Here is a 23913-nt window from a genome sequence, read left to right as displayed (position 1 = left end):
GCATGATCGGCCGCCTCAGCCGGCCCGCACCTTGGTCAGCAGCTTGGTCGTCGAGCGGTCGTGCTCGAAATCGATGGCGACCGCCTGGCCGCCGTAGGCCAGCACCGCCTGCCCTTCGGGAATCGCGTTCATCTGGTAGTCGCCGCCCTTCGCGTAGATCTCGGGCCGCGCCTCGAGCACCGTTTCGAGCGCCGTGTCTTCGTCGAATTCGACGACCAGGCTGACCGATTCGAGCGCGGCCAGCACGGCCATGCGGTCGGCCAGGGTATTGAGCGGGCGGTCCTCGCCCTTGCCCAGGCGTTTGACGGAAGCGTCGGTATTGGCGGCCACGACCAGCGACGCGCCCAGTGCGCGCGCCTGCGCCAGGTAAGTCACGTGGCCGCGGTGCAGGATGTCGAACACGCCGTTGGTCAGCACGACCGGTTTCGGGAGGGCGGCGACGCGTGCCTTGAGCTGGGCGCGCGTGCAAATTTTGGATTCGAAATTCGGCATGGGGTTCGGCTGTTGCTGCGTCATTGTGGATTGGCGGGGTCTTGCTCTTCTTCTTCTTCGAGCATCATCGACAGCGGCGACGCCTTGCCGGCGCCCGCGTCGTCCGCCTCGCGCCGTTCGCCCGACAGCTTGATCTGCAGGCGCAGGCCGTTGGCCGAGTCGGCGTTGCGGATCGCTTCGTCGTAGCCGATATGGCCCTTGTTGTAGAGCTCGTAGAGCGCCTGGTCGAAGGTGCACATGCCCAGTTCACGCGACTTGTGCATGATTTCCTTAATGCTGTGGAAATTTCCTTTAAGGATCATCTCGCCGATGGTCGGCGTGTTCAACAGGATCTCGATGGCGGCCTTGCGGCCCTTGCCGTCTTCGGTGCGCACCAGGCGCTGCGAGACGATGGCGCGCAGATTGGCCGACAGGTCCATCAGCAGCTGGTTCCTGCGCTCTTCCGGGAAGAAATTGATGATGCGGTCCATCGTCTGGTTCGCGTTGTTCGCGTGCAGGGTGCCCAGGCAGAGGTGGCCGGTTTCGGCGAAGGCGATCGCGTGCTCCATCGTTTCGGTATCGCGGATCTCGCCGATCAGGATCACGTCCGGCGCCTGGCGCAGCGTGTTTTTCAGGGCGTTGTGCCAGGAATGGGTGTCGACGCCCACTTCGCGGTGCGTCACCAGGCAATTCTTGTTCTTGTGGACGTATTCGACCGGGTCTTCGACGGTGATGATATGGCCGGCCGAGTTGCTGTTGCGGTAATCGATCATCGCCGCCAGCGTGGTCGACTTGCCCGAACCGGTGCCGCCGACGACCAGCACCAGGCCGCGCTTGGTCATCACCACCTCTTTCAGCACTTCGGGCAGTGCGAGCTTGTCGAAATTCGGGATTTCCGAGGCAATCGTGCGCACGACCATGCTCACGCTCTGCTGCTGCACGAAGACGTTGACGCGGAAGCGGCAGACATTGGGCAGCGAGATCGCGAAATTGCACTCCATCTGCGCTTCGAACTCGGCGCGCTGGCGCTCGTTCATCAGCGACAGGGCCAGCGCCCGCGTCACCTCGCCGGTCAGGCGCTGCTGGCTCATCGGTTTCATCGCGCCCTGGTGCTTCATGCTGGGCGGAAAGTCGGCGGAAATGAAGAGATCGGAGCCGCCCTGCTGGTGCATTACCGTCAGCAGCTTCTGGATATAGGCCAGGGCTTCGACCGGGCCAAACGTGGAAGACATGGGTGCCTTTCTGAGTGTCGCTACGGTTGCCGGGCATGGATTCACAGTCGATCTCACCCGCCGGGCATTATATCGACTAAGATTCTCGTTAAAATACTTTTTCTCGGCAAACCACGCCGGGCATGGCAGGATTATTATTGCAACTCTGCAATTGGAACTGACCATCATCCATGACACTCACCGAGCTGAAATACATTGTCGCCGTCGCGCGTGCCAAACATTTCGGGCATGCCGCCGAATCGTGTTTCGTCGCCCAACCCACTCTCTCGGTCGCCATCAAGAAGCTCGAAGACGAGCTCGGCGTGACCTTGTTCGAACGCGGCGGCTCGGAGGTGTCGGTGACGCCGGTCGGCGCCCAGATCGTGGCGCAGGCCGAACGCGTGCTCGAGCAGACGGCCGCGATCAAGGAAACGGCCAAGCAGAACAAGGATCCGCTGGCCGGCCCGCTGCGCCTGGGCGTGATCTACACGATCGGCCCCTACCTGCTGCCGCCGCTGGTCAAGAACCTGATCGACCATGTCCCGCAAATGCCGCTTGTGCTACAGGAAAATTTCACGGTCAAGCTGCTGGAACTGTTGCGCCAGGGCGAGCTCGATGCCGCCATCATGGCGCTGCCGCTGCCGGACCACGGCATGCTGATGCAGACCCTGTACGACGAACCCTTTGTCGTGGCCACTCCGCGCACCCATCCCTGGGCCCAGCGCCGCGAAATACCCGCCGACGACCTGAAAGCCGAAACCATGCTGCTGCTGGGCAGCGGCCACTGCTTCCGCGACCAGGTGCTGGAAGTGTGTCCGGAGATGGCGCGCTTCTCGTCGCCCGGCAACGGCATGCAGCGCACCTTCGAGGGCTCGTCGCTGGAAACGATCCGTCACATGGTCGCCAGCGGTATCGGCCTGACCGTGTTGCCGCGCGCTTCGGTGCGCGACATGAACGATCCCAACGGGATGCTCTCCTTCGTCCCTTTCTCGAATCCGGCGCCCTCGCGCCGCGTGGTCATCGCCTGGCGCAAGAGTTTCACGCGGCGCGCGGCCATCGAGGCGGTCTGCAATGCGGTGGCGCAGTGCGATCTGCCCGGGGTCGACATGCTCACGCTCGACAAGGCTGCCTGATGCCGCGGGGTGGACGCCAGCATGCGTTAACGAAGCGCAAACCAAGTAAAATCGCTGTCTTGTACACAATAATTCTTGCGTGACAAGAAGCGAATCATGAACAAGCTGGCGCTCTACTTGCGGCTGGTCCGCGCCGACAAGCCGATCGGCATCCTTCTCCTGCTCTGGCCGACCCTGTGGGCGCTCTGGATGGCATCGGGCGGCAAGCCCGATCCGGCCATCGTCGTCATCTTCGTGCTCGGCACCGCCCTGATGCGCTCGGCCGGCTGCGCGATCAACGATTACGCCGACCGCGAGTTCGACAGGCACGTCAAGCGCACGGCCGAGCGGCCGCTCACCTCCGGGCGCATCAAGGGCTGGGAAGCGGTCATGGTCGCGCTCGTGCTGGCCGTCGTGTCGTTTCTCCTGATCCTGCCGCTCAATACGCTCACCAAGCAGCTCTCGGTGCTGGCCGTGATCGTGGCCGGCACCTATCCCTATTTCAAGCGCTTTTTCGCCATTCCCCAGGCCTATCTCGGCATCGCCTTCGGCTTCGGCATCCCAATGGCATTCGCCGCCATCCAGAATGCGGTGCCCGCGGTGGCCTGGTGGCTGCTGGTGGCGAACGTGTTCTGGGCCGTCGCTTACGACACCGAGTATGCGATGGTCGACCGCGACGACGACCTGAAAATCGGCATGCGCACCTCGGCCATCACCTTCGGGCGCTTCGACGTGGCCGCCGTGATGCTGTGCTACGGGCTGGCACTGGCCATCGACCTGGTCTGCGGCTGGCTGCTGGGCCTGCGCTGGTGGTTCGTCGGCGGCGTCGCCGTCGCGGCCGCGATTGCGCTCTATCACTACACCTTGATCCGGGACCGCGACCGGATGCGCTGTTTTGCGGCCTTCCGGCACAACAATTGGTTGGGTGCGGCACTATTTCTTGGTGTCGCGTTAGACTATGCATTAGGATAATATTGTCCGAATTGCACGGCCCGTTGCGGCTGCCTGGCCGCGACCCATTCACATGAAGAGGACCACCCCATGATGGAAAAAATCCCGACCCAGACCGGCGCCCGCGATCAGCTGATGGCCGACCTGAAAACCGTCATCCAGGATGCTGAAGCCTGGCTGCGCCACGGCAGTTCGCTGACCGGCGAAGAGCTCAAGAACGCGAAAGCCAAGTTCGAAGGCGCCATCGCCGGCGCCAAGGAAGGCCTGGCCAACCTGGAAGTCGTCGAAAAGTCGAAAGCCGCCGCCAAGGCCACGGATGTCTATGTCAAGGAAAACCCGTGGAAAGCGGTCGGCATCGGCGCGGCGGTCGGCCTCGTGCTGGGCATGCTGATCAATCGTCGTTGAAGGCGCGCCCTTGATGGTCTTTACCGAAACGGTCGGCCGCATCGGCACGACCCTGGCCGGCATGGCGCGCACGCGCCTGGAACTGGCGGCGGTCGAAGTGCGCGAGGAAACGCAGTCGCTGCTGGGCTACCTGGCCTGGACGCTGCTGGCGGTCTTCCTCGGCGCCGGCGCGCTCCTGCTGGCCGCGCTGTTCGTGATCGCGCTGTTCTGGGACGAACACCGCTTGCTTGCCATCGGCACCATGGCCGGCCTGTTCGCGCTGGCCGCCGTGCTGATCCTGGCCAGGGTACGCGCCGGCTTCGCGGCACGCGCCCCGATGCTGGCCGCCACCCGCGCCGAACTGGGCAAGGACATCGCCTTTATCCAGGGCAAGGGAGCACGGCATGAAGGATGACGGCACCCCGTTGGCGCTGCGCCGCGCGCGCCTGATTGCCGAATGCGCGCGCCAGCGCGGCGACATGGCGGACCACCTGAACCTGCTCAAGGCGCCGGTCGAACGGATCGGCGGCGCGGCGGGGTTCATCGGCCAGCACAAGAAGTCCCTGCTGGCCGGTGCCGGCGTGCTGCTCGGCGTGCTGCTGGCGCGGCCGAAGCCGGTGCTGGGCGCCGTCGCGGCCGGGACGTCGCTGTGGAAGATGGCGCAGGCGGCCTTGCCGGCGGTGCAGCGGGTCTTGCCGCTGCTGCGTGCGCGGCTGGGCGGCCAGCTCGATTAGACGGCCGCGGGCCGGCTGGGCGTACGCAGCGGGCAGGCACGCAGTGCCCACCCGCTGCGCTCAATCGGCCCCCAGTTCGTCGCCCAGCGCGCGCCCGCGCGCGGCGGCGGCTTTCATCGCTTCCACGATCGCCGCCTTCACGCCCGCCGCTTCCATGCTGGCGATGGCCGCATGGGTCGTCCCGCCTGTCGAGGTCACGCGCCGGCGCAGCACTTCCAGCGGTTCATCCGACTGCGCGGCCAGTTGCGTGGCCCCGGCAAAGGTTGCCAGCGCCAGCTCCCTGCCCTGCTGCGCACTAAGGCCCATCTCCAGCGCCGCCGCCTGCATCGCTTCCAGAAAATAAAACACGTAGGCCGGCCCGCTGCCCGACACCGCCGTCACCGGATCGATCAGGGCTTCGTCGTCCAGCCACACGGTCTGCCCGACCGCGCGCAGCACGCCGTCGGCGGCGGCGCGCTGCGCGGCGCTCACGCCTTTCAAGGCCACCAGTCCGGTCATGCCCATGCCGATCAGCGCCGGCGTGTTGGGCATGGCGCGCACGATGGCGCCGTAGCCGCCCAGCCAGCGCGACAGATCCGCGCCACGGATGCCCGCCGCGATCGACAGCACCAGCGGCCCGCCATCCAAATGCGGCGCCAGTTCGAGCGCCACCTCGCGCATCTGCTGCGGTTTTACCGCCAGCACGATGACGCCGGCGTCGGCCACCGCGGCGTCGATGGCGCCGGCCGTGCGCGCGCCGTACTGCGCCGCCAGCCGCGCCAGCGCTTGCGGATCGCGGTCCACCACATGCACCTGCACGCCCGCTCCAGCGTCCTTGGCCATCCCGGCAATGAGCGCCGTCGCCATGTTGCCGCCGCCGATAAACGCAATCTTCATAGTCTTCCCCAGTCGTCCTTGGAACCTGTTCTTAGTCGTATTGCCGCGCACCGAAAATCGCACTGCCCACGCGCACGATGGTCGCGCCTTCCGCTATCGCGGCTGCCATGTCGCCCGACATCCCCATCGACAGCGTGTCGATCGCGAGGCCGTTGCCGCGCAGCTTGTCGGCCAGTACGCGCAGGCGCGCAAAGGCGGCGCGCTGGCGCTGCGGGTCGGTCTGGGCTTCGGGTATGGCCATCAGCCCGCGCAAGCGCAGGTTGGGCAAGGCCGCGACCTGGCGCGCCAGCTCCGGCAGTTCGTGCGGCATGGCGCCGCTCTTGGTCGCTTCGCCGCTGATGTTCACTTGCAGGCAGACGTTCAGGGGGCCGAGTTCGGGCGGGCGCTGCTCGGACAGGCGCTGGGCGATCTTCAGGCGCTCGACCGTGTGGACCCAGGCGAAATTGAGGGCAATCGGCCGCGTCTTGTTGCTCTGGATCGGGCCGATGAAATGCCACTCGATGCCCTCACCCGCCTGCGCGGGTTGCGCGCGCGCCACGGCCGCGATCTTTTCGACGGCTTCTTGCAGGTAATTTTCACCGAAGGCGCGCTGGCCGGCGGCAATCGCCTCGAGTACGTGTTCCATCGGGAACGTCTTCGATACGGCGAGCAACTGGATGCTTGAACGGCGCCTGCCGGCGGCTTGTGCGGCGGCGGCGATTGTCGCTTCGACAGCTTGCAAGTTGGCAGCGATTGTGGACATAATCGTTTTCTATGGGCAATATTCGGGACGATGCCACGTATTCGAGGCGCACGCCGGCGCCCTTCACGGCACAGGGATTATAAATGGACATCTCAGAATTACTCGCCTTCTCGGTGAAGAACAAGGCTTCCGACCTGCACCTGTCGGCCGGCCTGCCGCCGATGATCCGCGTGCATGGCGACGTACGCCGGATCAACTTGCCGCCGCTGGAGCACAAGGACGTGCACGGGATGATCTATGACATCATGAACGACGGCCAGCGCAAGCAATACGAAGAGATGCTCGAATGCGACTTCTCGTTCGCCATTCCGGGCCTGGCGCGTTTCCGCGTCAACGCCTTCAACCAGGAACGCGGCGCCGCCGCCGTGCTGCGCACGATTCCCTCGAAGATCCTGTCGCTGGAAGAACTGAACGCCCCGAAGATCTTCGGCGAACTGGCCCTGCGTCCGCGCGGCCTGGTGCTGGTCACCGGCCCGACCGGCTCGGGCAAGTCGACGACCCTGGCAGCGATGATCAACCACCTGAACGAAACCGAGTACGGGCACATCCTGACGATCGAGGACCCGATCGAATTCGTCCACGATTCCAAGAAATGCCTGATCAACCAGCGCGAAGTCGGCCCGCACACCCTCTCGTTCAGCAATTCGCTGCGCTCGGCGCTGCGCGAGGACCCGGACGCGATCCTGGTCGGCGAGTTGCGCGACCTCGAGACAATCCGTCTCGCCTTGTCGGCCGCCGAAACCGGCCACCTCGTGTTCGGCACCCTGCACACCTCGTCGGCCGCCAAGACCATCGACCGTATCGTCGACGTCTTTCCGGCCGAGGAAAAGGAGATGGTGCGCGCGATGCTGTCGGAGTCGCTGCAGGCGGTCATCTCGCAGACCCTCCTGAAAACCAAGGACGGCTCCGGACGCGTGGCCGCGCACGAGATCATGCTCGGCACGCCGGCCATCCGCAACCTGATCCGCGAAGCGAAGATCGCCCAGATGTATTCGTCGATCCAGACCGGCAGCAATGTCGGCATGCAGACGCTGGACCAGAACCTGACCGACCTGGTGCGCCGCAACGTGATCTCGAGCGCCGCCGCCCGCTCGGCCGCCAAGATTCCAGAAAACTTCCCGGGCTGAGACGATGGAACGCGACCAGGCTTCAAAATTCATGTTCGACCTGCTGCGCCTGATGGTCAACAAGGGCGGCTCGGACCTTTTCATTACCGCCGGCTTCCCGCCGGCGATCAAGATCGACGGCAAGATGACGCCGGTCTCGAGCCAGCCCCTGACGGCGGCGCACACGTCCGACCTGGCGCGTTCGATCATGAACGACAAACAGACCGCCGGCTTCGAGCTGACCAAGGAAGCGAACTTCGCGATCAGCCCGGGCGACCTGGGACGCTTCCGCGTGTCGGCCTTCGTCCAGATGAGCAGCGTCGGCATGGTGCTGCGCACGATCACCACCCAGATCCCGAAATTCGAAGACCTGGCCCTGCCCCCCGTGCTCAAGGACGTCGTCATGTCCAAGCGCGGCCTCGTGATCATGGTCGGCGCCACCGGCTCGGGCAAATCGACGACGCTGGCCGCCATGGTCGGCTACCGCAACGAGAACAGCTACGGCCACATCATCACCATCGAGGACCCGGTCGAATTCGTCCACCCGCACCGCAACTGCGTCATCACGCAGCGCGAAGTGGGCGTCGACACCGACAGCTTCGAGGCAGCCCTGAAGAACTCCCTGCGCCAGGCGCCGGACGTGATCCAGATCGGCGAAATCCGCGACCGCGAGACGATGGAGCACGCGATCGCGTTCGCCGAGACCGGCCACCTGTGCCTGGCCACGCTGCACGCCAACAGCGCCAACCAGGCGCTCGACCGCATCATCAACTTCTTCCCGGAAGAGCGCCGCCAGCAGCTGCTGATGGACTTGTCGCTGAATTTGCGCGGCCTGGTCTCGCAGCGCCTGATCCCGAAGAAGGAAGACAAGGGCCGCGTGGTGGCGATGGAAATCATGCTCAATTCGCCGCTCATTTCCGACCTGATCTTCAAGGGCGAAGTCCACGAGATCAAGGAGATCATGAAAAAGTCGCGCGAGCTGGGCATGCAGACCTTCGACCAGGCCCTGTTCGACCTGCACGAAGCCGAACGCATCTCCTACGAGGATGCGCTGCGCAACGCCGACTCGGTCAACGACCTGCGCCTGAACATCAAGTTAAACAGCAAGAACGCGAAGGACCGCGATTTCTCGAACGGGACCGAGCACCTGGGGCTGGTATGAGCGGCTAGCTGGCGCGCGGGGGTGATACTTGCTTTTTTGGTATCATTGCGGCATGAACATATTCGACTTCCAGGCCGCCAGCCTAGCCGGCCCCTCCATCGACCTGGCGCGCTACCGCGGCCAGGTGCTCCTGATCGTCAATACCGCCAGCGCCTGCGGCTTCACGCCCCAATACAAGGGGCTCGAAGCGGTCTACCGCCGGTTCCACGCGCGCGGGCTCGCGGTGCTGGGCTTTCCGTGCAACCAGTTCGGCCACCAGGAGCCGGGCGGCGAGGCCGAGATCGGCGCTTTCTGCGAAGAGAACTACGGCGTCACCTTCCCGCTGTTCGCCAAGGTCGACGTCAACGGCGCCGGCGCCCATCCCCTGTTCCGGTATCTGAAGCACGCCGCACCGGGCGTGCTGGGGACGAAACTCATCAAGTGGAATTTCACCAAGTTCCTCGTCGGGCGCGACGGCGCGGTCGTCAAGCGCTATGGGCCGCGGACGAAGCCGGAGAAGATTGCAGGCGACATCGAGGCACTGCTCCCGAGGTGACCCGTTCGCTGTGCGATTCCCAGGCAAGCGGCTGACGAACATTCCAATACGCAAATGTTCATCCGAAAAAAAACCCGCGATCCACGCGGGTTTCTTCTCGACCTGAACGATCTTACTTGGTCTTGGCGGTCCCGGCGACATGCGCGCCGTGGGTATCGGCCTGCACTTCGGCCTTCGTGTCCGCCTTGACGGCCGCCTTGGCTTCCTTGTCGACCTTCACTGCCGCCTTGGCTTCCTTGTCGGCCTTGACCGCCGCCTTGGCATCGGCCTTGCTGATCTTTTTCACCAATTTGCCGTCGGTCTGCGCGTCGGCCTTCAACTCCTTGTTATCGACGAAGGCAGCGCCCTTGGTGTCCTTGGCCTCCACGCTCGCTTGCGCCGCCGGGGTGGCTGGCGTGGCCGCAGTCACAGTCGCCGTCGCGGACGTGGCCGGCGTGGCGGGGGTTTGTGCGAAGGCAGCGGTAGCGAACAGGCCGGCGATCAGGGTGGCGGTAATTTTTTTCATGGTGCAGCTCCTCGGTTGGTTGTTTGTCAGTGCACGTCTCGCATGTCACTGGGCTATCAACGGGCGGCCAGCCAAGGCTGTTGACGAGTTTAACAATCACTTACATCCGTGGCATTTGCTTACACCTGAGTATGAGGCTCCAACCCTTGAATCTTGCGCAGGGTCGCGGCCGAATACGCCGCGCCGGTGTTGCCCGGGACAGCGGTCAGCGCGTCTGGATCTCGGCCGAGCCGTGGATGACGCAGCCGCGATTGACATTCTCGAGGAAGCGAAGCGCCTCCCCCATGGAGGCCGACGCCGGCACCAGCCGGTTCAGTCCCGGCTCGCTCATCACGCGGTCCAGGCCATAGGCCAGCGTGCGCGAAACGTCGCGCGCGCGCCGGCCGTCGCTGTTGTAGAGGGCGTCATAGACGCCGACCTCTTCCCACAAGGGGACGAAGCCGGGCGTGGTGGAGTCCTCGAAGACGACGACGGGGACGGCGCCTCCCTCGTCGCGCACGAGGCGAAAGACTGAACTCATGGCGTGCTCTTCTCGATCATGGATGGGACGGCATGCTAGCACGGCGCCACGAGGCGCGCCGGGGCGCCTGCTCCGTGGGCGCAACAGGTGCGGCAGGGAAGCGGCGCCGCGGGCGAGCCCCATGCCGCTACGGACGGCGACAAAATGAAAATGCCGTTCAGTCTAGACTGAACGGCATCGATGACATTACCCGTTGCGCTTAGAATGTATAGCTGGCGGCAGCGCCGAAACGGCGGAATTGCGGGCTGAAGCCGTCGCGCCACTGGACCGGTGCTTCCTGGTGGAAGACGTTGTCGACGTACAGGCTCAGCTTCACGCGATCGATGCCCGTGTACGACAGGCTGTAGTCGACCGTCGTGTTGCTGCCGACGTGGCCGCAGGTGTCAAGGAATTCGGCGGCGACCTTCTGCGTCACGCAGTAGGTTGGCGACGAAATGCTGTTGTTGCTGTAGCCGCTGGCCCAGTTGACGGTGACGCCATGATCGAAATTGCCTTTCTTGGCGTACGTGCTGAGCTTGGCACGCATGCGCGGGCCGAAGTCCCAGGTGCCGGCCTGGTTCGGGCCATAGGCGTCGTTGGCGACGCTGTATTCCTGGTATTTCAGGACATAGGTGCCATCGAGTTTGATGCGCACGTCGTAGCCGCCTGCCTTCAGGCGGCCGGTGGTGTCGAAGTCCAGACCCATCACGCGGGTTTGGCCGCTGTTGACGTACGGGTTGTACACCAGGCCCAGCTTGCCCACGCCACCGTAATTGACGGTGTTGTTCGGCGCATACTTGCGCACCAGTGCCAGGAAATCGTTGTCCGACGCGGTGTTGTCGGTACGGATCAGCTGGCCGGCAGGCAGTGCTGCTTCGCCTTTCAGGATATCGTTCACGGAGCGCGAGCCGATTTCCTTGCGGCGCTCGATGAAGTAGTAGTCCATCGCCATCGTCCAGTTCTTCACCGGCTCGAAGACGAAGCCGCTGGTGAACGAACGCGAGGTTTCCGGCTTCAGGTCGGGGTTCGACGACACGAAGCTTGGCAGGTTGGCCAGGCATTCGCTGTTGCGGAAGATGTTGGCCTGGGACTTGTCGGCGGGCGTGGCGTTCTTGGCATCCTGCACCAGCGCGTTCAGGATATTTGCGGTCGGGCAGCGACGCGGGTCGTTGATCGAGGTGGCAACCGAGCTGCGGCCCAGGCCGTTACCGGACTCGACAATGTTCGGGGCCCGGAAGCCGCCCGATGCGGTAGCGCGCAACAGCAGACGATCGGTGGCATTCCAGCGCAGGCCCAGTTTCGGCGACAAATGCGCCTCGAAGCCCGTGGTCTTGTCGGCACGCAGAGCGGCGCTCAGCTCGACGTTCTTCACCACAGGAACACTCGCTTCCGTAAAGACGGCATACTGGTTGACGCGGTCGTCCACCTGCAGACCGAACACGCCGACAAGTTCGCCGCGCAGGACGTTGTCCGAGCTCTTCATCCGGTAACCATTGCTGCGGATGTCAGTACCGACGGCGACGTTCACGGGACCAGCCGGCAATTGCATGACAGTACCGGAGATCGTGGCGTCGAAGAACTTGATGTCCGATTCGCCTTCGGTGGTACGGACCGGGAACATCGAGTCGAGCAGCGCATAGCTGTTTTGCTGGCCGAACTTGTAGGTGGCGTTGACGATTGCATCGGTGTAGCCCTTGGCGGCAGGGTTGCGGGTCGCTTTCGTCGCCGACGAGCGCATCCAGCCGGCGGCCGACCGCCAGTCGTAGCCTGCAACCGTGCCGGTCAGGGCGAGCATGACCCGCTGCTGGTCCGACTCGGTGCGGTTGAAGTTAAAGCCGTTTCCCGTGTCCATCAGGCGCGTACGGAATTCGGTCGGCGTGCTGTATGGGTTGTTCGGATGGCCAACCGGCAGTTTCGGATAGAAGAACGGACCCACCATCTTGCCGCCGTAGACGTCATACCAGGTGCTCGATGTGGTGGTCGGCTGCAGGGCGAACGGTGCCACGATGTAGTCGCTTTCCGCGCCCGCATGGGTGATCTCGAAAGTCGCATCGATCGACTTGCCGATCTTGAAATTGGTGACGCTGGCGATCGCATGACGCTTGTTGTCGGTGGTCAGGCCAGTCAAGGGCAGGATATCGTATTTGCACAGCTTGTCGATCGGGTCGATATCGCCAGCCGGGCAGCCCGGCGCGGCGACGATGTTGGTCGAGCTGCGGAAATAGTTGCCGGTCGGCGAATACTGGCTCTTGGCATCCCAGGTCGAACGGCCCGGGGTGAGGCGATGCCAGAATGGATAATGGCGGGCCAATTCGCCCTGCGAGTAGCCGTCGCGCCGGTAGGCTTCGGCGCTCAGGTAGGTATTGAAACCCTGCGCTTCGATATCGCCGTAGCCGACGATGGCCGCGACGCTGCCGTTGCGTTGTTCCTTGAAATGCTGCGACTGCGCATAGTGGGTACGGATCTTCGCGCCCTGGTAGTTCTTGCGCAGGATGATGTTGACCACGCCGGCCACCGCGTCGGAACCGTAGATGGCGGAGGCGCCGTCTTTCAACACTTCGATGCGCTCGATCGCGTCGCTGGCGATGGCGTCGAGGTTGGTGAAGTTTTCCTGGGCGCCATCGGACAGGCCGTAGGGCGCAATACGGCGGCCGTTGACCAGAATCAGGGTCGACACTTTGGACAGGCCGCGCATGCTGACGCCGGAGGCACCGGTGGCGAAACTGCCCGCGCTGCTCGACGCCGAATTCAGGTCGGTGGTGATTGCCGCGGCGCTGGTAAGGATGCCGAGAGCCGTCGTTTCGCCGGTACGTTCGATGTCATCGCGGGTAAGGATCTGGACCGAGCCTGCGGCTTCGGCCTGGGTACGCTTGATGCTCGAACCGGTGACTTCCACGCGCTGCATCTTGACAGCCGGATCGATCGGCTGTTGCGCCAGGGCGAAGGCCGGGTAGGCCAACGTTACCGCGAGTGCGATGGCGCTTTTATTCAAAGTACTCTTGTGCTTCACAACGACTCCTGAATGGTGAATTTATTTTGACTACAGGCTGTCATCAACCTGTGACAAACTTCTGCTACAAATGATGACAGTAATAAATACTCTTACATAACATTGATCCGTAGCAAAGTTGATATCCCAAATTCCCGACCAGCTTGTTAAAAACTGTGACATCCGTCGCTTATTGGATACATTCCGTGAGTTTTCATCTAAAAGCGGATAGCAAGGATCAGTAGAAATATATTTCCTGAAAGTAATAGCTAAGCACCCGCCAGCGTGAACCGGCGGGATTAGCAGGGGATGAATACTCTATATTGGGGAGAAAAATAGAATGCGCGCCATGCGGCGGCGGCGCCGGCGCGCGCTGGACGACGCGTCCGGTCAGCCAGCTGTCCCGGTTTCCAGCGCCCGGTCGACGAGCTCGATCCAGTGGGTGACGGGGGTCCCGGTGCCCGACTGCAAATGGGTCATGCAGCCGATATTGGCCGACACGATTTCCTGGGCGCCGGTCGCTTCCAGGTTGGCCAGCTTGCGGTCGCGCAGTTCGTGCGCGATCTCGGGATGCAGCACCGAATAGGTGCCGGCCGAGCCGCAGCACAAATGGCTGTCGGCGCAGAGCACGACGTCGACCCCGGCGGCGCGCAAAACGCCCTCGACCTTGCCGCGGATTTGCTGGCCGTGCTGTAGCGTGCACGGCGGATGGAAGGCGATGCGCTTGCCGATCTTGCCGCGCAAGCGGCTGGCCAGCTGCTCTTCGAATTCCGGCATGATTTCCGCCAGGTCGCGCGTGAGCATCGAGATACGGCCGGCCTTGGCGGCGTAGTCCGGGTCGTGCGCCAGCAGGTGGCCGTATTCCTTGACCGTCACGCCGCAGCCCGAGGCCGTCATCAAGATCGCCTCGACCTGCTCCTGTTCGACATACGGCCACCAGGCGTCGATGTTGCGGCGCATGTCTTCCAGGCCGCCGTCCTGGTCGTTCAGGTGATAGCGCACGGCGCCGCAGCAGCCGGCCTTGGGCGCCATCACCAGCTGCACGCCGAATGCGTCGAGCACGCGCGCGGTGGCCGCGTTGATGTTCGGCGCCATCGCCGGCTGCACGCAGCCGTCGAGCACCAGCATCTTGCGCGCATGGACGCGCGTCGGCCAGTGGCCGGCGCGGCGCGGACGCTGCAGCTTGTGCTGCAGCGCCTTCGACATGAACGGGCGCAGCGCGGTACCCAGGCCATAGGCCGGCTTGAACAGGCCCGTTCTGGGCAGGAATTCCTTGAGCATCGTGCGCTTCACGCGGTCCGCCGCCGGGCGCGGCACGCGCTCGTCGACCACGCGGCGGCCGATGTCGACCAGGCGTCCGTACTTCACGCCGGACGGACAGGTCGACTCGCAGTTGCGGCAGGTCAGGCAGCGGTCCAGGTGCAGCTGCGTCTTGCGCGTCGGTTCGGCGCCCTCGAGCACCTGCTTGATCAGGTAGATGCGCCCGCGCGGGCCATCGAGCTCGTCGCCCAGCAGCTGGTAGGTCGGGCAGGTCGCGGTACAGAAGCCGCAGTGCACGCAGGCGCGCAGGATCGCTTCGGCCTCGTTGCCGTCGGCGGTGCCCTTGATGAAGTCGGCCAGGTTGGTTTGCATGCTAGAACATCCGTCCGGGATTGAAAATGTGGGAAGGGTCGAACGCCGTCTTCAGGCGTTCGTGAATGCGTGCCACGGCCGGCGCCAGCGGCTGGAACACGCCGGCGGCCTTGTCGCCGCCACGGAACAGGGTCGCATGGCCGCCGGCGGCGCGCACGGTACGGCGGATATTATCCGCCTCGCTCGCGGGCGCGCGCAGCCAGCGCAGCGCCCCGCCCCACTCGATCAGCTGCGCGCCGCCGGCCACGATGGCGCCGGTCGTCGGCGGCACCGACAGGCGCCACAGGGGCGCGTCGCCGTCGAAGAAGGGATGACGCTGTTCGCGCAGGTCGGCCCAGAAGCCGGCGCAGTCCGCCATCACCTGTCCGCCCAGCGAGCGCACCGCCGCGTCGACCGCCGCCCGCGCGCCGGACAGGCGCAGCGCCAGGACGCCGTCGTGCCAGCAGCTGCCCGAGATCGGCAGGGGCTGGCCACCCCACACGTTGAGCATGCGGATCGCGTCGATCTCGCCCGTCTCGAAGCGCAGCGTCGTCTCGGCCACCGCGCGCGGCAGCACCTTGACGGAAAGCTCGAGCATCAGCCCAAGCGTGCCCATCGAGCCGGCCATCAGGCGCGAGACGTCGTAGCCGGCCACGTTCTTCATGACCTGGCCGCCGAACTTGAGCACCTCGCCCTGCCCGTCCATGATGGTCGCGCCGAGCACGAAATCGCGCACGGCGCCGCTGCTGGCGCGGCGCGGACCGGACAGGCCGGCGGCCACCGCGCCGCCGAGGGTGGCGCCGTCGCCGAAATGCGGCGGCTCGAAGGCCAGCATCTGGTGCTGCGCGGCCAGCACCGCCTCGATCTCGGCCAGCGGCGTGCCGCAGCGCGCCGTGATCACCAGTTCGGTCGGCTCGTAGTCGACCACGCCGCGATGCGCGCGCGTGTCGAGGATCGCGCCCTGCAAGGGGCCGCCATACCAGTCCTTGGTGCCGCCGCCGCGAATGCGCAGCGGCGCCCTGGCTGCGCCGGCCTGGCGCACCTGCTCCCTGAATTGTTCGATTGACTGCATGTTCTCTTTCTAGAAGCGCGGAAGATCCGGGAACGGCACCTCGCCGTGGTGCACGTGCAGCTTGCCGAATTCGGCGCAGCGGTGCGGGGTCGGGATCGCCTTGTCCGGATTGAGCAGCATGTGCACGTCGAAGGCGCGCTTGACGGCGAAGAACATGTCGAGTTCGGGACGCGCGAACTGCACGCACATCGAATTGATCTTTTCCATGCCCACCCCATGCTCGCCGGTAATGGTCCCGCCCACTTCCACGCACAGCGCCAGGATGGCCGCGCCGAAGGCTTCGGCGCGGTCGAATTCGCCCGGCTGGTTCGCATCGAACAGAATCAGCGGATGCAGGTTGCCGTCGCCGGCGTGGAACACGTTGGCGCAGCGCAGGCCGTAGGTCGTTTCCATCTGTTCGATGCCGGTCAGCACCTGCGCCAGGTTCTTGCGCGGGATGGTGCCGTCCATGCAGTAGTAGTCGGGCGAGATGCGCCCCGCCGCCGGGAAGGCGTTCTTGCGCCCCGACCAGAATTTCATGCGCTCGAGTTCGGATTGCGAGACCGCGATCGCGCTGGCGCCGGCCGCTTCCAGCACTTGCGTCATGCGCTCGATCTCTTCGGCCACTTCCAGCGGCGTGCCGTCGGCTTCGCACAGCAGGATGGCGGCGGCGTCGGTGTCGTAACCGGCGTGGACGAAGGGCTCGACCATGCGCGCCGAGGTGCGGTCCATCATCTCCAGGCCCGCGGGAATGATGCCGGCGGCGATCACGCTGGCCACGGCATTGCCGCCGGTGACGACGTCGTCGAAGGACGCCATGATCACCTGGGCCGCCGCGGGTTTGGGCACCAGTTTGACGGTCACCTCGGTCACGATGCCGAGCATGCCTTCGGAGCCGATGAAGACGGCCAGCAAATCGAGGCCCGGCGCGTCGAGCGCCTCGCTGCCCAGCTCGATGATCTCGCCGTCGATGGTGGCCACGCGCACGCGCAGCACGTTGTGCACGGTGAGGCCGTACTTCAGGCAGTGCACGCCGCCTGAGTTCTCGGCCACGTTGCCGCCGATGGTGCAGGCGATCTGCGAGGACGGGTCCGGCGCGTAGTACAGGCCGTACGGGGCCGCGGCCTCGGAAATGGCGAGATTGCGCACGCCCGGCTGCACGACCGCCGTGCGCGCGTAATCGTCGAGCCGCACGATGCGGTTCAGGCGCGCGGTCGACAGCACGACGCCGTCATGGATCGGCAGCGCCCCGCCCGACAGGCCGGTGCCGGCGCCACGCGGCACGATCGGCACGCCCAGCTCGCGGCAGACGTTCAGGATCGCCAGCACCTGCTGTTCGTCCGTCGGCAGGGTGACGATCATCGGCAATTGGCGGTAGGCGGCCAGGCCGTCGCATTCGTAGGGGCGCGTGTCTTCGGGGTCGGACAGGACGGCGCCAGCAGGCAGTTTCGCGCGCAGGGCGTCGGCTACCTGCCGGCGGCGTTCGACCGGGGCGCTGAGGGGAGTGGGGAGAGAGGCGGACATAACGTCGATTGTAAGCACAATCACATTGTTTTGTCGTATGCTCGGGCTATCTTTTTTTCGGGGCAGGACATTATCATGGGTAATCGACTTTCCAAAATTGCCACACGCACCGGCGACGACGGCACGACCGGCCTTGGCGACGGCAGCCGTACCGGCAAGGACAGCGCCCGTATCGACGCCCTCGGCGAAGTCGACGAGCTCAATTCTTTCGTGGGCCTGTTGCTGTGCGAAGACATGCCACCCGACCTGCGCGAGGAATTGGTCTCGATCCAGCACGACCTGTTCGACCTCGGCGGCGAACTGTGCATTCCGGGCTACCGGATGATCAAGGACGAGCATGTCGCGCGCCTCGACGGCTTGCTCGGAAAATACAATGCCGGCCTGCCCGTGCTCAAGGAATTCATCCTGCCGGCCGGTTCGCGCGCGGCCGCCACCGCCCATGTGTGCCGGACCGTCTGCCGCCGCGCCGAGCGCGCCATCGTCGCACTGTCGAAAGAGGACGGCATCAACCCGCAGCCGCGCCAGTACGTGAACCGCCTGTCGGACCTGATGTTCGTGCTGGCGCGCGTGCTCAACCGCTTTGCCGGCGGCAGCGACGTGCTCTGGAACCACGAGCGCCAGCGCGGCTAGGACGTGCCGATGGCGAGCAGTACCGTATTCGAGGTCCGTTTCTATACGGCCGGCGGCAAGTGGCCAAGCAACCCGTTCCGCTTTCGTGGCGAGGGCAGTTGCGAGATCGAAGCCGATTTCGTGTTCCTGCGCGGCGTCGTCCGGCGCGCGTTTCGGCTGCCGCGGCGCGAGGAACACAAGCTGCGCAAGGTCGACATCGTCAACGCCTATGCCAACGCCGAGGACGTCTGGTTCGACCTGATCGGCGTGAAGGGCACCCTGACGATCGGCTTCTCGGCAGCCGACCGGGCCACCGCCGCGCGCATCGTCGACCTGCTGCCCGGGCGCCAGACCGAGGCTTTCGTGCGCGAGCACGAAGAGAACGAAGTCTTCCACGACCGCATCGATTACTGGAGTCCGTCGACGCCGCTGATCTGGGGCCTGCTGACGGCGAACATCGGCATTTTCGTGCTGATGTGGCTGGCGCGCCAGAAGTACCAGGCCGAACTGGCGGGGCCGCTGCGCGAGCTGTTCGCGCTGCAGCCCAATGCCGGCGCCGCCCTGCACGCCTTCCAGCTGGTCGACTGGGGCTCGAACCTCGGGCGCCTGACGCGCGGCGGCCAATGGTGGCGCCTGGTCAGCTCGATGTTCCTGCACGGCAGCCTGTGGCACCTGCTGTTCAACATGCTGGCGCTGTGGCAGGTCGGCCGGCTCGCCGAACGCATCTTCGGCAGCACGCGCTTCGCCGCCCTGTACATGCTGGCCGGCGTCGCGGGCAGCATCGCCAGCGTGCTGTGGAATCCGCAGGTCAACAGCGTCGGCGCCTCGGGCGCGATCTTCGGCATCATCGGCGGCCTGCTGGCCTTCCTCGGGCGCAGCAACAGCGGCGTGCCGCCGACCGTCGTCTCCGAGCTGCGTTCCTCGCTGATTCCATTCCTGCTCTTTAGCCTGTGGATGGGTTTCGTGTATCCGCATACCGACAACGCGGCCCATCTCGGCGGCCTGGCCGGCGGCTGGCTGGCCGGACACCTGCTGGCGCGTTCGATTCACCTGCCGCCGCAGGCAGGCAGGGAGGGCAGACGGGCGTGAACGATTTCATCGGCATCTACGACGACGCCTTGAGCGCGGCCCAGTGCGGCGCCATCGCCGCCCGTTTCGAGGCCAGCGACAAGGTCGTGCGCGGGCGCACCGGCAACGGCGTCGACACCAGCAAGAAGGACAGCTGGGACCTCACCATCGGCCCGCACCAGGAATGGCACGACGTCGGCAACCTGATGATGACGGCGGTGGCGCACCACCTTGCCGCCTATATCGACCGCTACCGGGCGCTGGTGCTGGGCGCACTGGCGCCGATGGTCGCCCATCCCCGGACCGGCCAGCCGGTCGCGCTGTCGCTGGCCAACTTCGACGAATGCGGCAGGCCGCACCTTGCAGCGCTCTTGCAGTCGATGTACCGCTGCGGCCCGCTCAACCTGCAGAAATACCTGCAAGGCACGGGCGGCTACCACCACTGGCATTCCGAGATCTACCCGCAGAACGCCAGTTGCGAGACCCTGCACCGGGTGCTGCTGTTCCAGTTCTACCTGAACGATGTGACCGAGGGCGGCGAGACCGAGTTCCTCTACCAGGAGCGCAAGGTGGCGGCGAAAAAGGGCCGCCTGATCATCGCCCCGGCCGGGTTCACCCACACCCACAAGGGGCATGTGCCGGTCAGCGGCGACAAGCTGATCGCGACTTCCTGGATCCTGTTCCGGCGCGCCGAGGAATTGTTCGGCCAACCCGCCGGCTGATCGGTTGCACGAAGGTCGAAGACAAGCGATTCCGGCGCGTTCAGTCTTCCCAAATAGAAAAGGCCAGTCAGTTTCCTGACTGGCCTTTCTGCAAGCGCTCGCCTGAACCAGGCGGCGCTGCGGCGCTACTTTAGGCCTTCTTGGCGCGCTTGCGGCTCATGACGCCGGCGCCCAGCATGGCGATACCGAACAGGGCCAGCGAACCTGGCTCTGGCACTTCAGCCAGCTTGAACTGACCGTTGTTCGAGACAAAGAAGTTGCCTGGGTTGTTGGCATAGTCGGTGCCGTTGCAACCGCTGCCGGTGTAGCCAGCGAATTGGCAAGCGACTTCGTCAACCAGACGGCGGGTTGGATTGCCGATGGTGTTGGCGTTGGTGAAGGCAAAGCCCATCACCGATTCAGCCGACAGGTCGTCGCCGTTTTCACGGAAGAAGTAACCTGCATCCAGGGCGCCGGCATCAGCTTGTGCGAACACGCTGACTTGACCGTTGTTGGTTGGCGAACCGCTTGCATCGACCAGGCCGCCACCGCCAGCCATCACGTTGAACACGGCGATCTCGTTGCCCAGGTTGGCGCCGTAGAAGCCGGCGGTCGAACCGTACTGGCCGTTGGTCGGGTTCTGGTACATCTTGATGGTGCCGCCGGTGAAGGTGAAGGCGCCGCTGAAGTTACCGGTGCCGGTCGCTTCGAAGATCGCGGTGATGTTGCCGCCGGCGTAGTTCACTGGGAACAGGGCGCCGTTGCTGTCAGCTTGCACGATGTTGAACACAGCGTGTTCGGTGAACGAGAAGCTGCTGCCACCGGTTGGGTTGATCTGGATGAAGGCGTTGCCGTTGACGTCGAGGTATTCGTTGACGGTCTGGCCAGCGCTGAAGCCGGTGCCGACCGGGTTGAAGACCCAGTTGTTCATCACGGTAGCGGCATTTGCGCCACCTGCGACGGACATTGCAACAGCGGCGGCACAAGCGAGTTTTTTCAGAAATTTCATGATAGTGGTCTTTATTAGGTTGAACAAATTGTCGTTGGTATCCCCTTGTTAGCAATATGCGTGCCAGATGTAAAATATCATTAAAAATCAATTGCTTAGGTATTTAACTTACTCAGCAGTCAGCTCAAGTGTAAAGAATCCCGATAATATTTTGTTATGCAGCGCACATAGTCAATGCCTGTGCGCAATCAATCATCCCGACCGGCCATGCCTGGACCGCGGCGGCATCCGAACTTTCCATGAACAACGGCGCCGAAGCGCCGTTGTTCATGGGAGACTGACGCCTCGTCAGGTATTGTTCACGACGAGCCGCGGCTCGCCCGTTGCACCGAAGCGCGTGCGGATCGCAGCGGCGATCCCCTTGGCATCGAGGCCTACCGAAGCCAGCAGCGCCGCAGGATCGCCCTGGTCGATGAACTTGTCCGGCAAGCCCAGGATCAGGAGTGGCTTGACGATACCGGCTGCCGCCATCGCCTCGGCCACGGCCGAACCGGCGCCGCCCATGGTCGCGCCCTCTTCCACGGTGACCAGGCAGGCGTGCTCCGCCGCCAGCCGCTGCACCAGCGCGAGGTCGAGCGGTTTCACGAAGCGCATGTTGGCGACCGTCGCGTTCAGTTCGTTCGCCGCGCCCAGGCTCGGGGCCACCATCGAACCGAAGGCGAGGATGGCGATGTCCTTGCCCTGGCGCTTGATCTCGCCCTTGCCGATCTCGATCGAGACCAGCTCTTCCTTGATGGCCGCGCCGACCCCGGCGCCGCGCGGATAGCGCACCGCGGCCGGCCCCGGATAGTGATAGGCCGTCGTCAGCATCTGGCGGCACTCGTTCTCGTCGGAGGCCGCCATCACCACCATGTTCGGGATGCAGCGCAGGAAGGACAGGTCGTAGTTGCCGGCGTGGGTCGCGCCGTCGGCGCCGACCAGGCCGGCGCGGTCGAGCGCGAAGGTGACATCCAGGTTTTGCAGCGCCACGTCGTGGATCAGCTGGTCGTAGCCGCGCTGCAGGAAGGTCGAATAGATCGCCACGACCGGTTTCAAGCCCTCGGTGGCGAGTCCAGCGCCGAAGGTCACCGAATGCTGCTCGGCGATGCCGACGTCGAAATAGCGCTCCGGGTATTGCTGGTGGAAGCGCACCATGCCCGAGCCCTCGCGCATGGCCGGCGTGATGCCGACCAGGCGGCTGTCGGCGGCGGCCATGTCGCACAGCCAGTTGCCGAACACTTCAGTGTAGGTGATCTTGCTCGGGCTGGTCGCCGGGATGATGCCTTCGGTCGGATTGAACTTGCCGGTGCCGTGGTACAGGATCGGCTCGGCCTCGGCCAGCTTGTAGCCCTGCCCCTTCTTCGTGACGACGTGCAGGAACTGCGGCCCCTTGAGCTTCTTGATGTTCTCCAGCGTCGGAATCAGCGAATCGAGGTCGTGGCCGTCGATCGGGCCGATGTAGTTGAAGCCGAATTCCTCGAACATCGTGGCCGGGACCACCATGCCCTTCGCGTGTTCTTCCAGGCGGCTGGCCAGCTCGCGCAAGGGGCCGGGCAGCACGCTCTTGCCGACCGTCTTGGCGGCGGCGTAGAACTGGCCGCTCATCAAGCGCGCCAGGTAGCGGTTCAGGGCGCCGACCGGCGGCGAGATCGACATGTCGTTGTCGTTCAGGACCACCAGCAGGTTGCAGTCTTCCTCGACGCCGGCATTGTTCAAGGCTTCGAAGGCCATGCCGGCCGTCATCGACCCGTCGCCGATCACGGCGATCGCGTGGCGGTGCTCGCCCTTGATCCTGGAGGCGGCGGCCATGCCGAGCGCGGCCGAGATCGAGGTCGACGAGTGCGCCGTGCCGAAGGTGTCGTATTCGCTCTCGTCGCGCTTCGGGAAGCCCGACAGGCCGTTCAGCTGGCGCAGCGTGCCCATGCGGTTGCGGCGGCCGGTGAGGATCTTGTGCGAATAGGTCTGGTGGCCCACGTCCCAGACGATGCGGTCGTGCGGCGTCTCGAACACATAATGCAGCGCGATCGTCAGTTCCACCGTGCCCAGGTTCGAGGACAGGTGGCCACCCGTCTTCGAGACCGAGTCGAGCAGGAACTGGCGCAGTTCGTTGGCCAGGGGCGTCAGTTGCGCGCGCGACAGCTGGCGCAGGTCAGACGGGTCGTTGATGGTTTCTAGCAGTTTCATTTATGCCTTCCGCTGCACGATCAGATCCGCGAGTTCGCGCAGCCGCAGTGCTTGTTCTCCGAATGGCGCCAGCGCGTCGTGCGCGTCGCGCCGCAATTGCTGCGCCAATGCTTGTGATGCCGCCAGGCCGAGGATCGATACATAGGTCGGCTTGTTGCCGGCCGCATCCTTGCCGGCGGTCTTGCCGAGCGTGGCCGAATCGGCGGTCGCGTCGAGGATGTCGTCGACCACCTGGAAGGCCAGCCCTACCGCGCTCGAGTAGGCGCCCAGGGCGTCGCGCTGCGCATCCGTCAGCTCCGTGCCGGTCATGGCGCCGAGCAGCACCGCGGCGCGCAGTAGCGCGCCGGTTTTCAGCTGGTGCATGCGCTCGAGCTGCGCCAGGTTCAGCGCGATGCCGACACTGTCGAGGTCGATCGCCTGGCCGCCGCACATGCCGCCCGAACCGGCCGCCTGCGCCAGCATGCGCAGCATCGGCACGAGACGCGCCGGGGCCAGCGTATCGCTGTCGGCCAGTGTCTGGAAAGCCTGGGCCTGCAGCGCGTCGCCGACCAGCAAGGCGGTCGCTTCGTCGTAGGCGACGTGCACGGTCGGTTTGCCGCGGCGCAGGTCGTCGTCGTCCATGCAGGGCATGTCGTCGTGGACCAGCGAATAGGCGTGGATCATTTCCAGTGCACAGGCGGCACGCGCCATGGCGGCGCGGTCGGCATCGAACAGCGCGCCGCTGGCATACACCAATAGCGGACGCACGCGCTTGCCGCCGCCCAGCACGGTGTAGCGCATCGCCTCGTGCAGCTTGGCCGGGACCAGGTGCGGCGCCGGCAGTAAGCTGGCCAACGCGTCCTCGACCTCGGCCTGCACGCTGCCCATCCAGGCTGCAAAGGGGAGCATCTGCGTCATCGG

General features: G+C 64.9%; 24 protein-coding genes. 11 read left to right on the top strand and 13 right to left on the bottom strand.

All coding sequences use genetic code 11. From position 1 onward, the window contains the following. Positions 1–15: 15 nt before the first annotated feature. The gene (rfaE2, locus tag ACFPOU_RS22810; protein ID WP_379727069.1) at positions 16–492 is read right to left on the bottom strand and encodes a D-glycero-beta-D-manno-heptose 1-phosphate adenylyltransferase; all 477 of its coding nucleotides are present in this window, start codon (positions 490–492) and stop codon (positions 16–18) included. A 20-nt stretch (positions 493–512) separates the two neighbouring features. After that, positions 513–1703, bottom strand: a complete 1191-nt coding sequence (locus tag ACFPOU_RS22805; protein WP_379727066.1) for a PilT/PilU family type 4a pilus ATPase — start codon at positions 1701–1703, stop codon at positions 513–515. 170 nt (positions 1704–1873) lie between these two features. Between ACFPOU_RS22805 and ACFPOU_RS22800 the strand changes: the two genes are divergently transcribed. The 5 genes from ACFPOU_RS22800 to ACFPOU_RS22780 all read left to right on the top strand — a co-directional run bounded on the left by ACFPOU_RS22800 (position 1874) and on the right by ACFPOU_RS22780 (position 4863). Next, positions 1874–2815, top strand: coding sequence for a hydrogen peroxide-inducible genes activator (locus ACFPOU_RS22800; RefSeq protein WP_379727063.1), 942 nt, complete (start codon positions 1874–1876; stop codon positions 2813–2815). A gap of 96 nt (positions 2816–2911) precedes the next feature. Further along, positions 2912–3766, top strand: a complete 855-nt coding sequence (ubiA, locus tag ACFPOU_RS22795) for a 4-hydroxybenzoate octaprenyltransferase (RefSeq protein ID WP_379727060.1) — start codon at positions 2912–2914, stop codon at positions 3764–3766. 69 nt (positions 3767–3835) lie between these two features. Then, on the top strand, positions 3836–4150 hold the full coding sequence (locus ACFPOU_RS22790) for an ElaB/YgaM/YqjD family protein (RefSeq protein WP_379727057.1): 315 nt from the start codon (positions 3836–3838) through the stop codon (positions 4148–4150). 13 nt (positions 4151–4163) lie between these two features. Continuing rightward, positions 4164–4544, top strand: a complete 381-nt coding sequence (locus tag ACFPOU_RS22785) for a phage holin family protein (protein ID WP_379727165.1) — start codon at positions 4164–4166, stop codon at positions 4542–4544. Continuing rightward, complete coding sequence (locus tag ACFPOU_RS22780; protein WP_379727054.1) at positions 4534–4863, top strand: YqjK family protein; 330 nt, start codon at positions 4534–4536, stop codon at positions 4861–4863. The genes ACFPOU_RS22785 and ACFPOU_RS22780 overlap by 11 nt, the downstream gene beginning before the upstream one ends. 60 nt (positions 4864–4923) lie before the next feature. On the opposite strand, the gene proC is transcribed toward ACFPOU_RS22780, so the two are convergent. Both proC and ACFPOU_RS22770 read right to left on the bottom strand, forming a co-directional pair. Then, on the bottom strand, positions 4924–5739 hold the full coding sequence (gene proC / locus ACFPOU_RS22775; protein WP_379727051.1) for a pyrroline-5-carboxylate reductase: 816 nt from the start codon (positions 5737–5739) through the stop codon (positions 4924–4926). Between the two features lie 31 nt (positions 5740–5770). Next, on the bottom strand, positions 5771–6481 hold the full coding sequence (locus ACFPOU_RS22770; RefSeq protein WP_379727048.1) for a YggS family pyridoxal phosphate-dependent enzyme: 711 nt from the start codon (positions 6479–6481) through the stop codon (positions 5771–5773). An 83-nt stretch (positions 6482–6564) separates the two neighbouring features. Here ACFPOU_RS22770 and ACFPOU_RS22765 point away from each other — a divergent pair, with 83 nt between their 5' ends. From ACFPOU_RS22765 to ACFPOU_RS22755, 3 genes are read left to right on the top strand one after another with little or no spacing between them, the layout of a single operon-like run. Further along, positions 6565–7608 carry a type IV pilus twitching motility protein PilT gene (locus tag ACFPOU_RS22765; RefSeq protein ID WP_379727044.1) on the top strand — a complete coding sequence of 348 codons (1044 nt, stop codon included), beginning with the start codon at positions 6565–6567 and terminating at the stop codon, positions 7606–7608. 4 nt (positions 7609–7612) lie between these two features. Beyond that, positions 7613–8749, top strand: a complete 1137-nt coding sequence (locus ACFPOU_RS22760) for a PilT/PilU family type 4a pilus ATPase (RefSeq protein WP_379727041.1) — start codon at positions 7613–7615, stop codon at positions 8747–8749. Positions 8750–8801: 52 nt separating this feature from the next. Further along, a complete protein-coding gene (locus tag ACFPOU_RS22755) occupies positions 8802–9284 on the top strand; it encodes a glutathione peroxidase (RefSeq protein WP_379727038.1) in 483 nt (160 codons plus the stop codon). Between the two features lie 112 nt (positions 9285–9396). Here ACFPOU_RS22755 and ACFPOU_RS22750 read toward each other — a convergent pair whose 3' ends face one another. From ACFPOU_RS22750 to ACFPOU_RS22725, 6 genes are all read right to left on the bottom strand, one after another. Further along, positions 9397–9789, bottom strand: a complete 393-nt coding sequence (locus ACFPOU_RS22750) for a hypothetical protein (RefSeq protein ID WP_379727035.1) — start codon at positions 9787–9789, stop codon at positions 9397–9399. A 205-nt stretch (positions 9790–9994) separates the two neighbouring features. Further along, positions 9995–10309 carry a hypothetical protein gene (locus ACFPOU_RS22745; RefSeq protein WP_379727032.1) on the bottom strand — a complete coding sequence of 105 codons (315 nt, stop codon included), beginning with the start codon at positions 10307–10309 and terminating at the stop codon, positions 9995–9997. 199 nt (positions 10310–10508) lie between these two features. Continuing rightward, on the bottom strand, positions 10509–13298 hold the full coding sequence (locus tag ACFPOU_RS22740; protein WP_379727029.1) for a TonB-dependent receptor plug domain-containing protein: 2790 nt from the start codon (positions 13296–13298) through the stop codon (positions 10509–10511). A gap of 369 nt (positions 13299–13667) precedes the next feature. Beyond that, entirely contained in the window at positions 13668–14909 is a 1242-nt protein-coding gene (glcF, locus tag ACFPOU_RS22735) for a glycolate oxidase subunit GlcF (protein ID WP_379727026.1), read from the bottom strand. A gap of 1 nt (position 14910) precedes the next feature. Continuing rightward, complete coding sequence (glcE, locus tag ACFPOU_RS22730; RefSeq protein ID WP_379727023.1) at positions 14911–15960, bottom strand: glycolate oxidase subunit GlcE; 1050 nt, start codon at positions 15958–15960, stop codon at positions 14911–14913. Positions 15961–15969: 9 nt separating this feature from the next. Continuing rightward, positions 15970–17463, bottom strand: coding sequence for an FAD-linked oxidase C-terminal domain-containing protein (locus ACFPOU_RS22725; RefSeq protein WP_379727020.1), 1494 nt, complete (start codon positions 17461–17463; stop codon positions 15970–15972). 75 nt (positions 17464–17538) lie between these two features. Here ACFPOU_RS22725 and ACFPOU_RS22720 point away from each other — a divergent pair, with 75 nt between their 5' ends. Genes ACFPOU_RS22720 through ACFPOU_RS22710 form a run of 3 tightly spaced genes read left to right on the top strand, consistent with a single transcriptional unit; the run spans position 17539 to position 19862 of the window. Next, the gene (locus tag ACFPOU_RS22720; RefSeq protein ID WP_379727017.1) at positions 17539–18093 is read left to right on the top strand and encodes a cob(I)yrinic acid a,c-diamide adenosyltransferase; all 555 of its coding nucleotides are present in this window, start codon (positions 17539–17541) and stop codon (positions 18091–18093) included. Between the two features lie 9 nt (positions 18094–18102). Next, entirely contained in the window at positions 18103–19161 is a 1059-nt protein-coding gene (locus tag ACFPOU_RS22715) for a rhomboid family intramembrane serine protease (RefSeq protein WP_379727014.1), read from the top strand. Continuing rightward, positions 19158–19862, top strand: a complete 705-nt coding sequence (locus ACFPOU_RS22710; RefSeq protein ID WP_379727012.1) for a 2OG-Fe(II) oxygenase — start codon at positions 19158–19160, stop codon at positions 19860–19862. Before ACFPOU_RS22715 ends, ACFPOU_RS22710 begins: the two co-directional genes overlap by 4 nt. Before the next feature lie 130 nt (positions 19863–19992). Here the strand turns inward: ACFPOU_RS22710 and pepA are convergent, their stop codons facing one another. The 3 genes from pepA to ACFPOU_RS22695 form a co-directional block, all read right to left on the bottom strand. Further along, positions 19993–20850 (bottom strand): flocculation-associated PEP-CTERM protein PepA, encoded by an 858-nt coding sequence (gene pepA, locus ACFPOU_RS22705; protein WP_379727009.1) that lies wholly within the window; start codon positions 20848–20850, stop codon positions 19993–19995. Positions 20851–21138: 288 nt separating this feature from the next. Further along, positions 21139–23013, bottom strand: a complete 1875-nt coding sequence (gene dxs, locus ACFPOU_RS22700) for a 1-deoxy-D-xylulose-5-phosphate synthase (protein WP_379727006.1) — start codon at positions 23011–23013, stop codon at positions 21139–21141. Beyond that, positions 23014–23910, bottom strand: a complete 897-nt coding sequence (locus ACFPOU_RS22695; protein ID WP_379727003.1) for a polyprenyl synthetase family protein — start codon at positions 23908–23910, stop codon at positions 23014–23016. Positions 23911–23913 lie beyond the last annotated feature (3 nt).

Origin of the sequence: Massilia jejuensis (assembly GCF_042656795.1) — a bacterium.
Taxonomy (GTDB): domain Bacteria; phylum Pseudomonadota; class Gammaproteobacteria; order Burkholderiales; family Burkholderiaceae_D; genus Telluria; species Telluria jejuensis.
Note: the sequence above shows the minus strand (reverse complement) of the source record. Positions and strands in the feature narration are given on the sequence as shown.

Coding starts and splice junctions, on each gene's coding strand:
- ACFPOU_RS22770 (WP_379727048.1), bottom strand. CDS start 6,481: ATGTCCACAATCGCTGCCAACTTGCAAGCTGTCGAAGCGACAATCGCC.
- ACFPOU_RS22765 (WP_379727044.1), top strand. CDS start 6,565: ATGGACATCTCAGAATTACTCGCCTTCTCGGTGAAGAACAAGGCTTCC.
- ACFPOU_RS22725 (WP_379727020.1), bottom strand. CDS start 17,463: ATGTCCGCCTCTCTCCCCACTCCCCTCAGCGCCCCGGTCGAACGCCGC.
- ACFPOU_RS22790 (WP_379727057.1), top strand. CDS start 3,836: ATGATGGAAAAAATCCCGACCCAGACCGGCGCCCGCGATCAGCTGATG.
- ACFPOU_RS22760 (WP_379727041.1), top strand. CDS start 7,613: ATGGAACGCGACCAGGCTTCAAAATTCATGTTCGACCTGCTGCGCCTG.
- ACFPOU_RS22720 (WP_379727017.1), top strand. CDS start 17,539: ATGGGTAATCGACTTTCCAAAATTGCCACACGCACCGGCGACGACGGC.
- rfaE2 (WP_379727069.1), bottom strand. CDS start 492: ATGCCGAATTTCGAATCCAAAATTTGCACGCGCGCCCAGCTCAAGGCA.
- dxs (WP_379727006.1), bottom strand. CDS start 23,013: ATGAAACTGCTAGAAACCATCAACGACCCGTCTGACCTGCGCCAGCTG.
- ACFPOU_RS22755 (WP_379727038.1), top strand. CDS start 8,802: ATGAACATATTCGACTTCCAGGCCGCCAGCCTAGCCGGCCCCTCCATC.
- proC (WP_379727051.1), bottom strand. CDS start 5,739: ATGAAGATTGCGTTTATCGGCGGCGGCAACATGGCGACGGCGCTCATT.
- ACFPOU_RS22715 (WP_379727014.1), top strand. CDS start 18,103: ATGGCGAGCAGTACCGTATTCGAGGTCCGTTTCTATACGGCCGGCGGC.
- ACFPOU_RS22800 (WP_379727063.1), top strand. CDS start 1,874: ATGACACTCACCGAGCTGAAATACATTGTCGCCGTCGCGCGTGCCAAA.
- ACFPOU_RS22805 (WP_379727066.1), bottom strand. CDS start 1,703: ATGTCTTCCACGTTTGGCCCGGTCGAAGCCCTGGCCTATATCCAGAAG.
- ACFPOU_RS22785 (WP_379727165.1), top strand. CDS start 4,164: ATGGTCTTTACCGAAACGGTCGGCCGCATCGGCACGACCCTGGCCGGC.
- ACFPOU_RS22695 (WP_379727003.1), bottom strand. CDS start 23,910: ATGACGCAGATGCTCCCCTTTGCAGCCTGGATGGGCAGCGTGCAGGCC.
- ACFPOU_RS22780 (WP_379727054.1), top strand. CDS start 4,534: ATGAAGGATGACGGCACCCCGTTGGCGCTGCGCCGCGCGCGCCTGATT.
- glcE (WP_379727023.1), bottom strand. CDS start 15,960: ATGCAGTCAATCGAACAATTCAGGGAGCAGGTGCGCCAGGCCGGCGCA.
- pepA (WP_379727009.1), bottom strand. CDS start 20,850: ATGAAATTTCTGAAAAAACTCGCTTGTGCCGCCGCTGTTGCAATGTCC.
- ACFPOU_RS22750 (WP_379727035.1), bottom strand. CDS start 9,789: ATGAAAAAAATTACCGCCACCCTGATCGCCGGCCTGTTCGCTACCGCT.
- glcF (WP_379727026.1), bottom strand. CDS start 14,909: ATGCAAACCAACCTGGCCGACTTCATCAAGGGCACCGCCGACGGCAAC.
- ubiA (WP_379727060.1), top strand. CDS start 2,912: ATGAACAAGCTGGCGCTCTACTTGCGGCTGGTCCGCGCCGACAAGCCG.
- ACFPOU_RS22745 (WP_379727032.1), bottom strand. CDS start 10,309: ATGAGTTCAGTCTTTCGCCTCGTGCGCGACGAGGGAGGCGCCGTCCCC.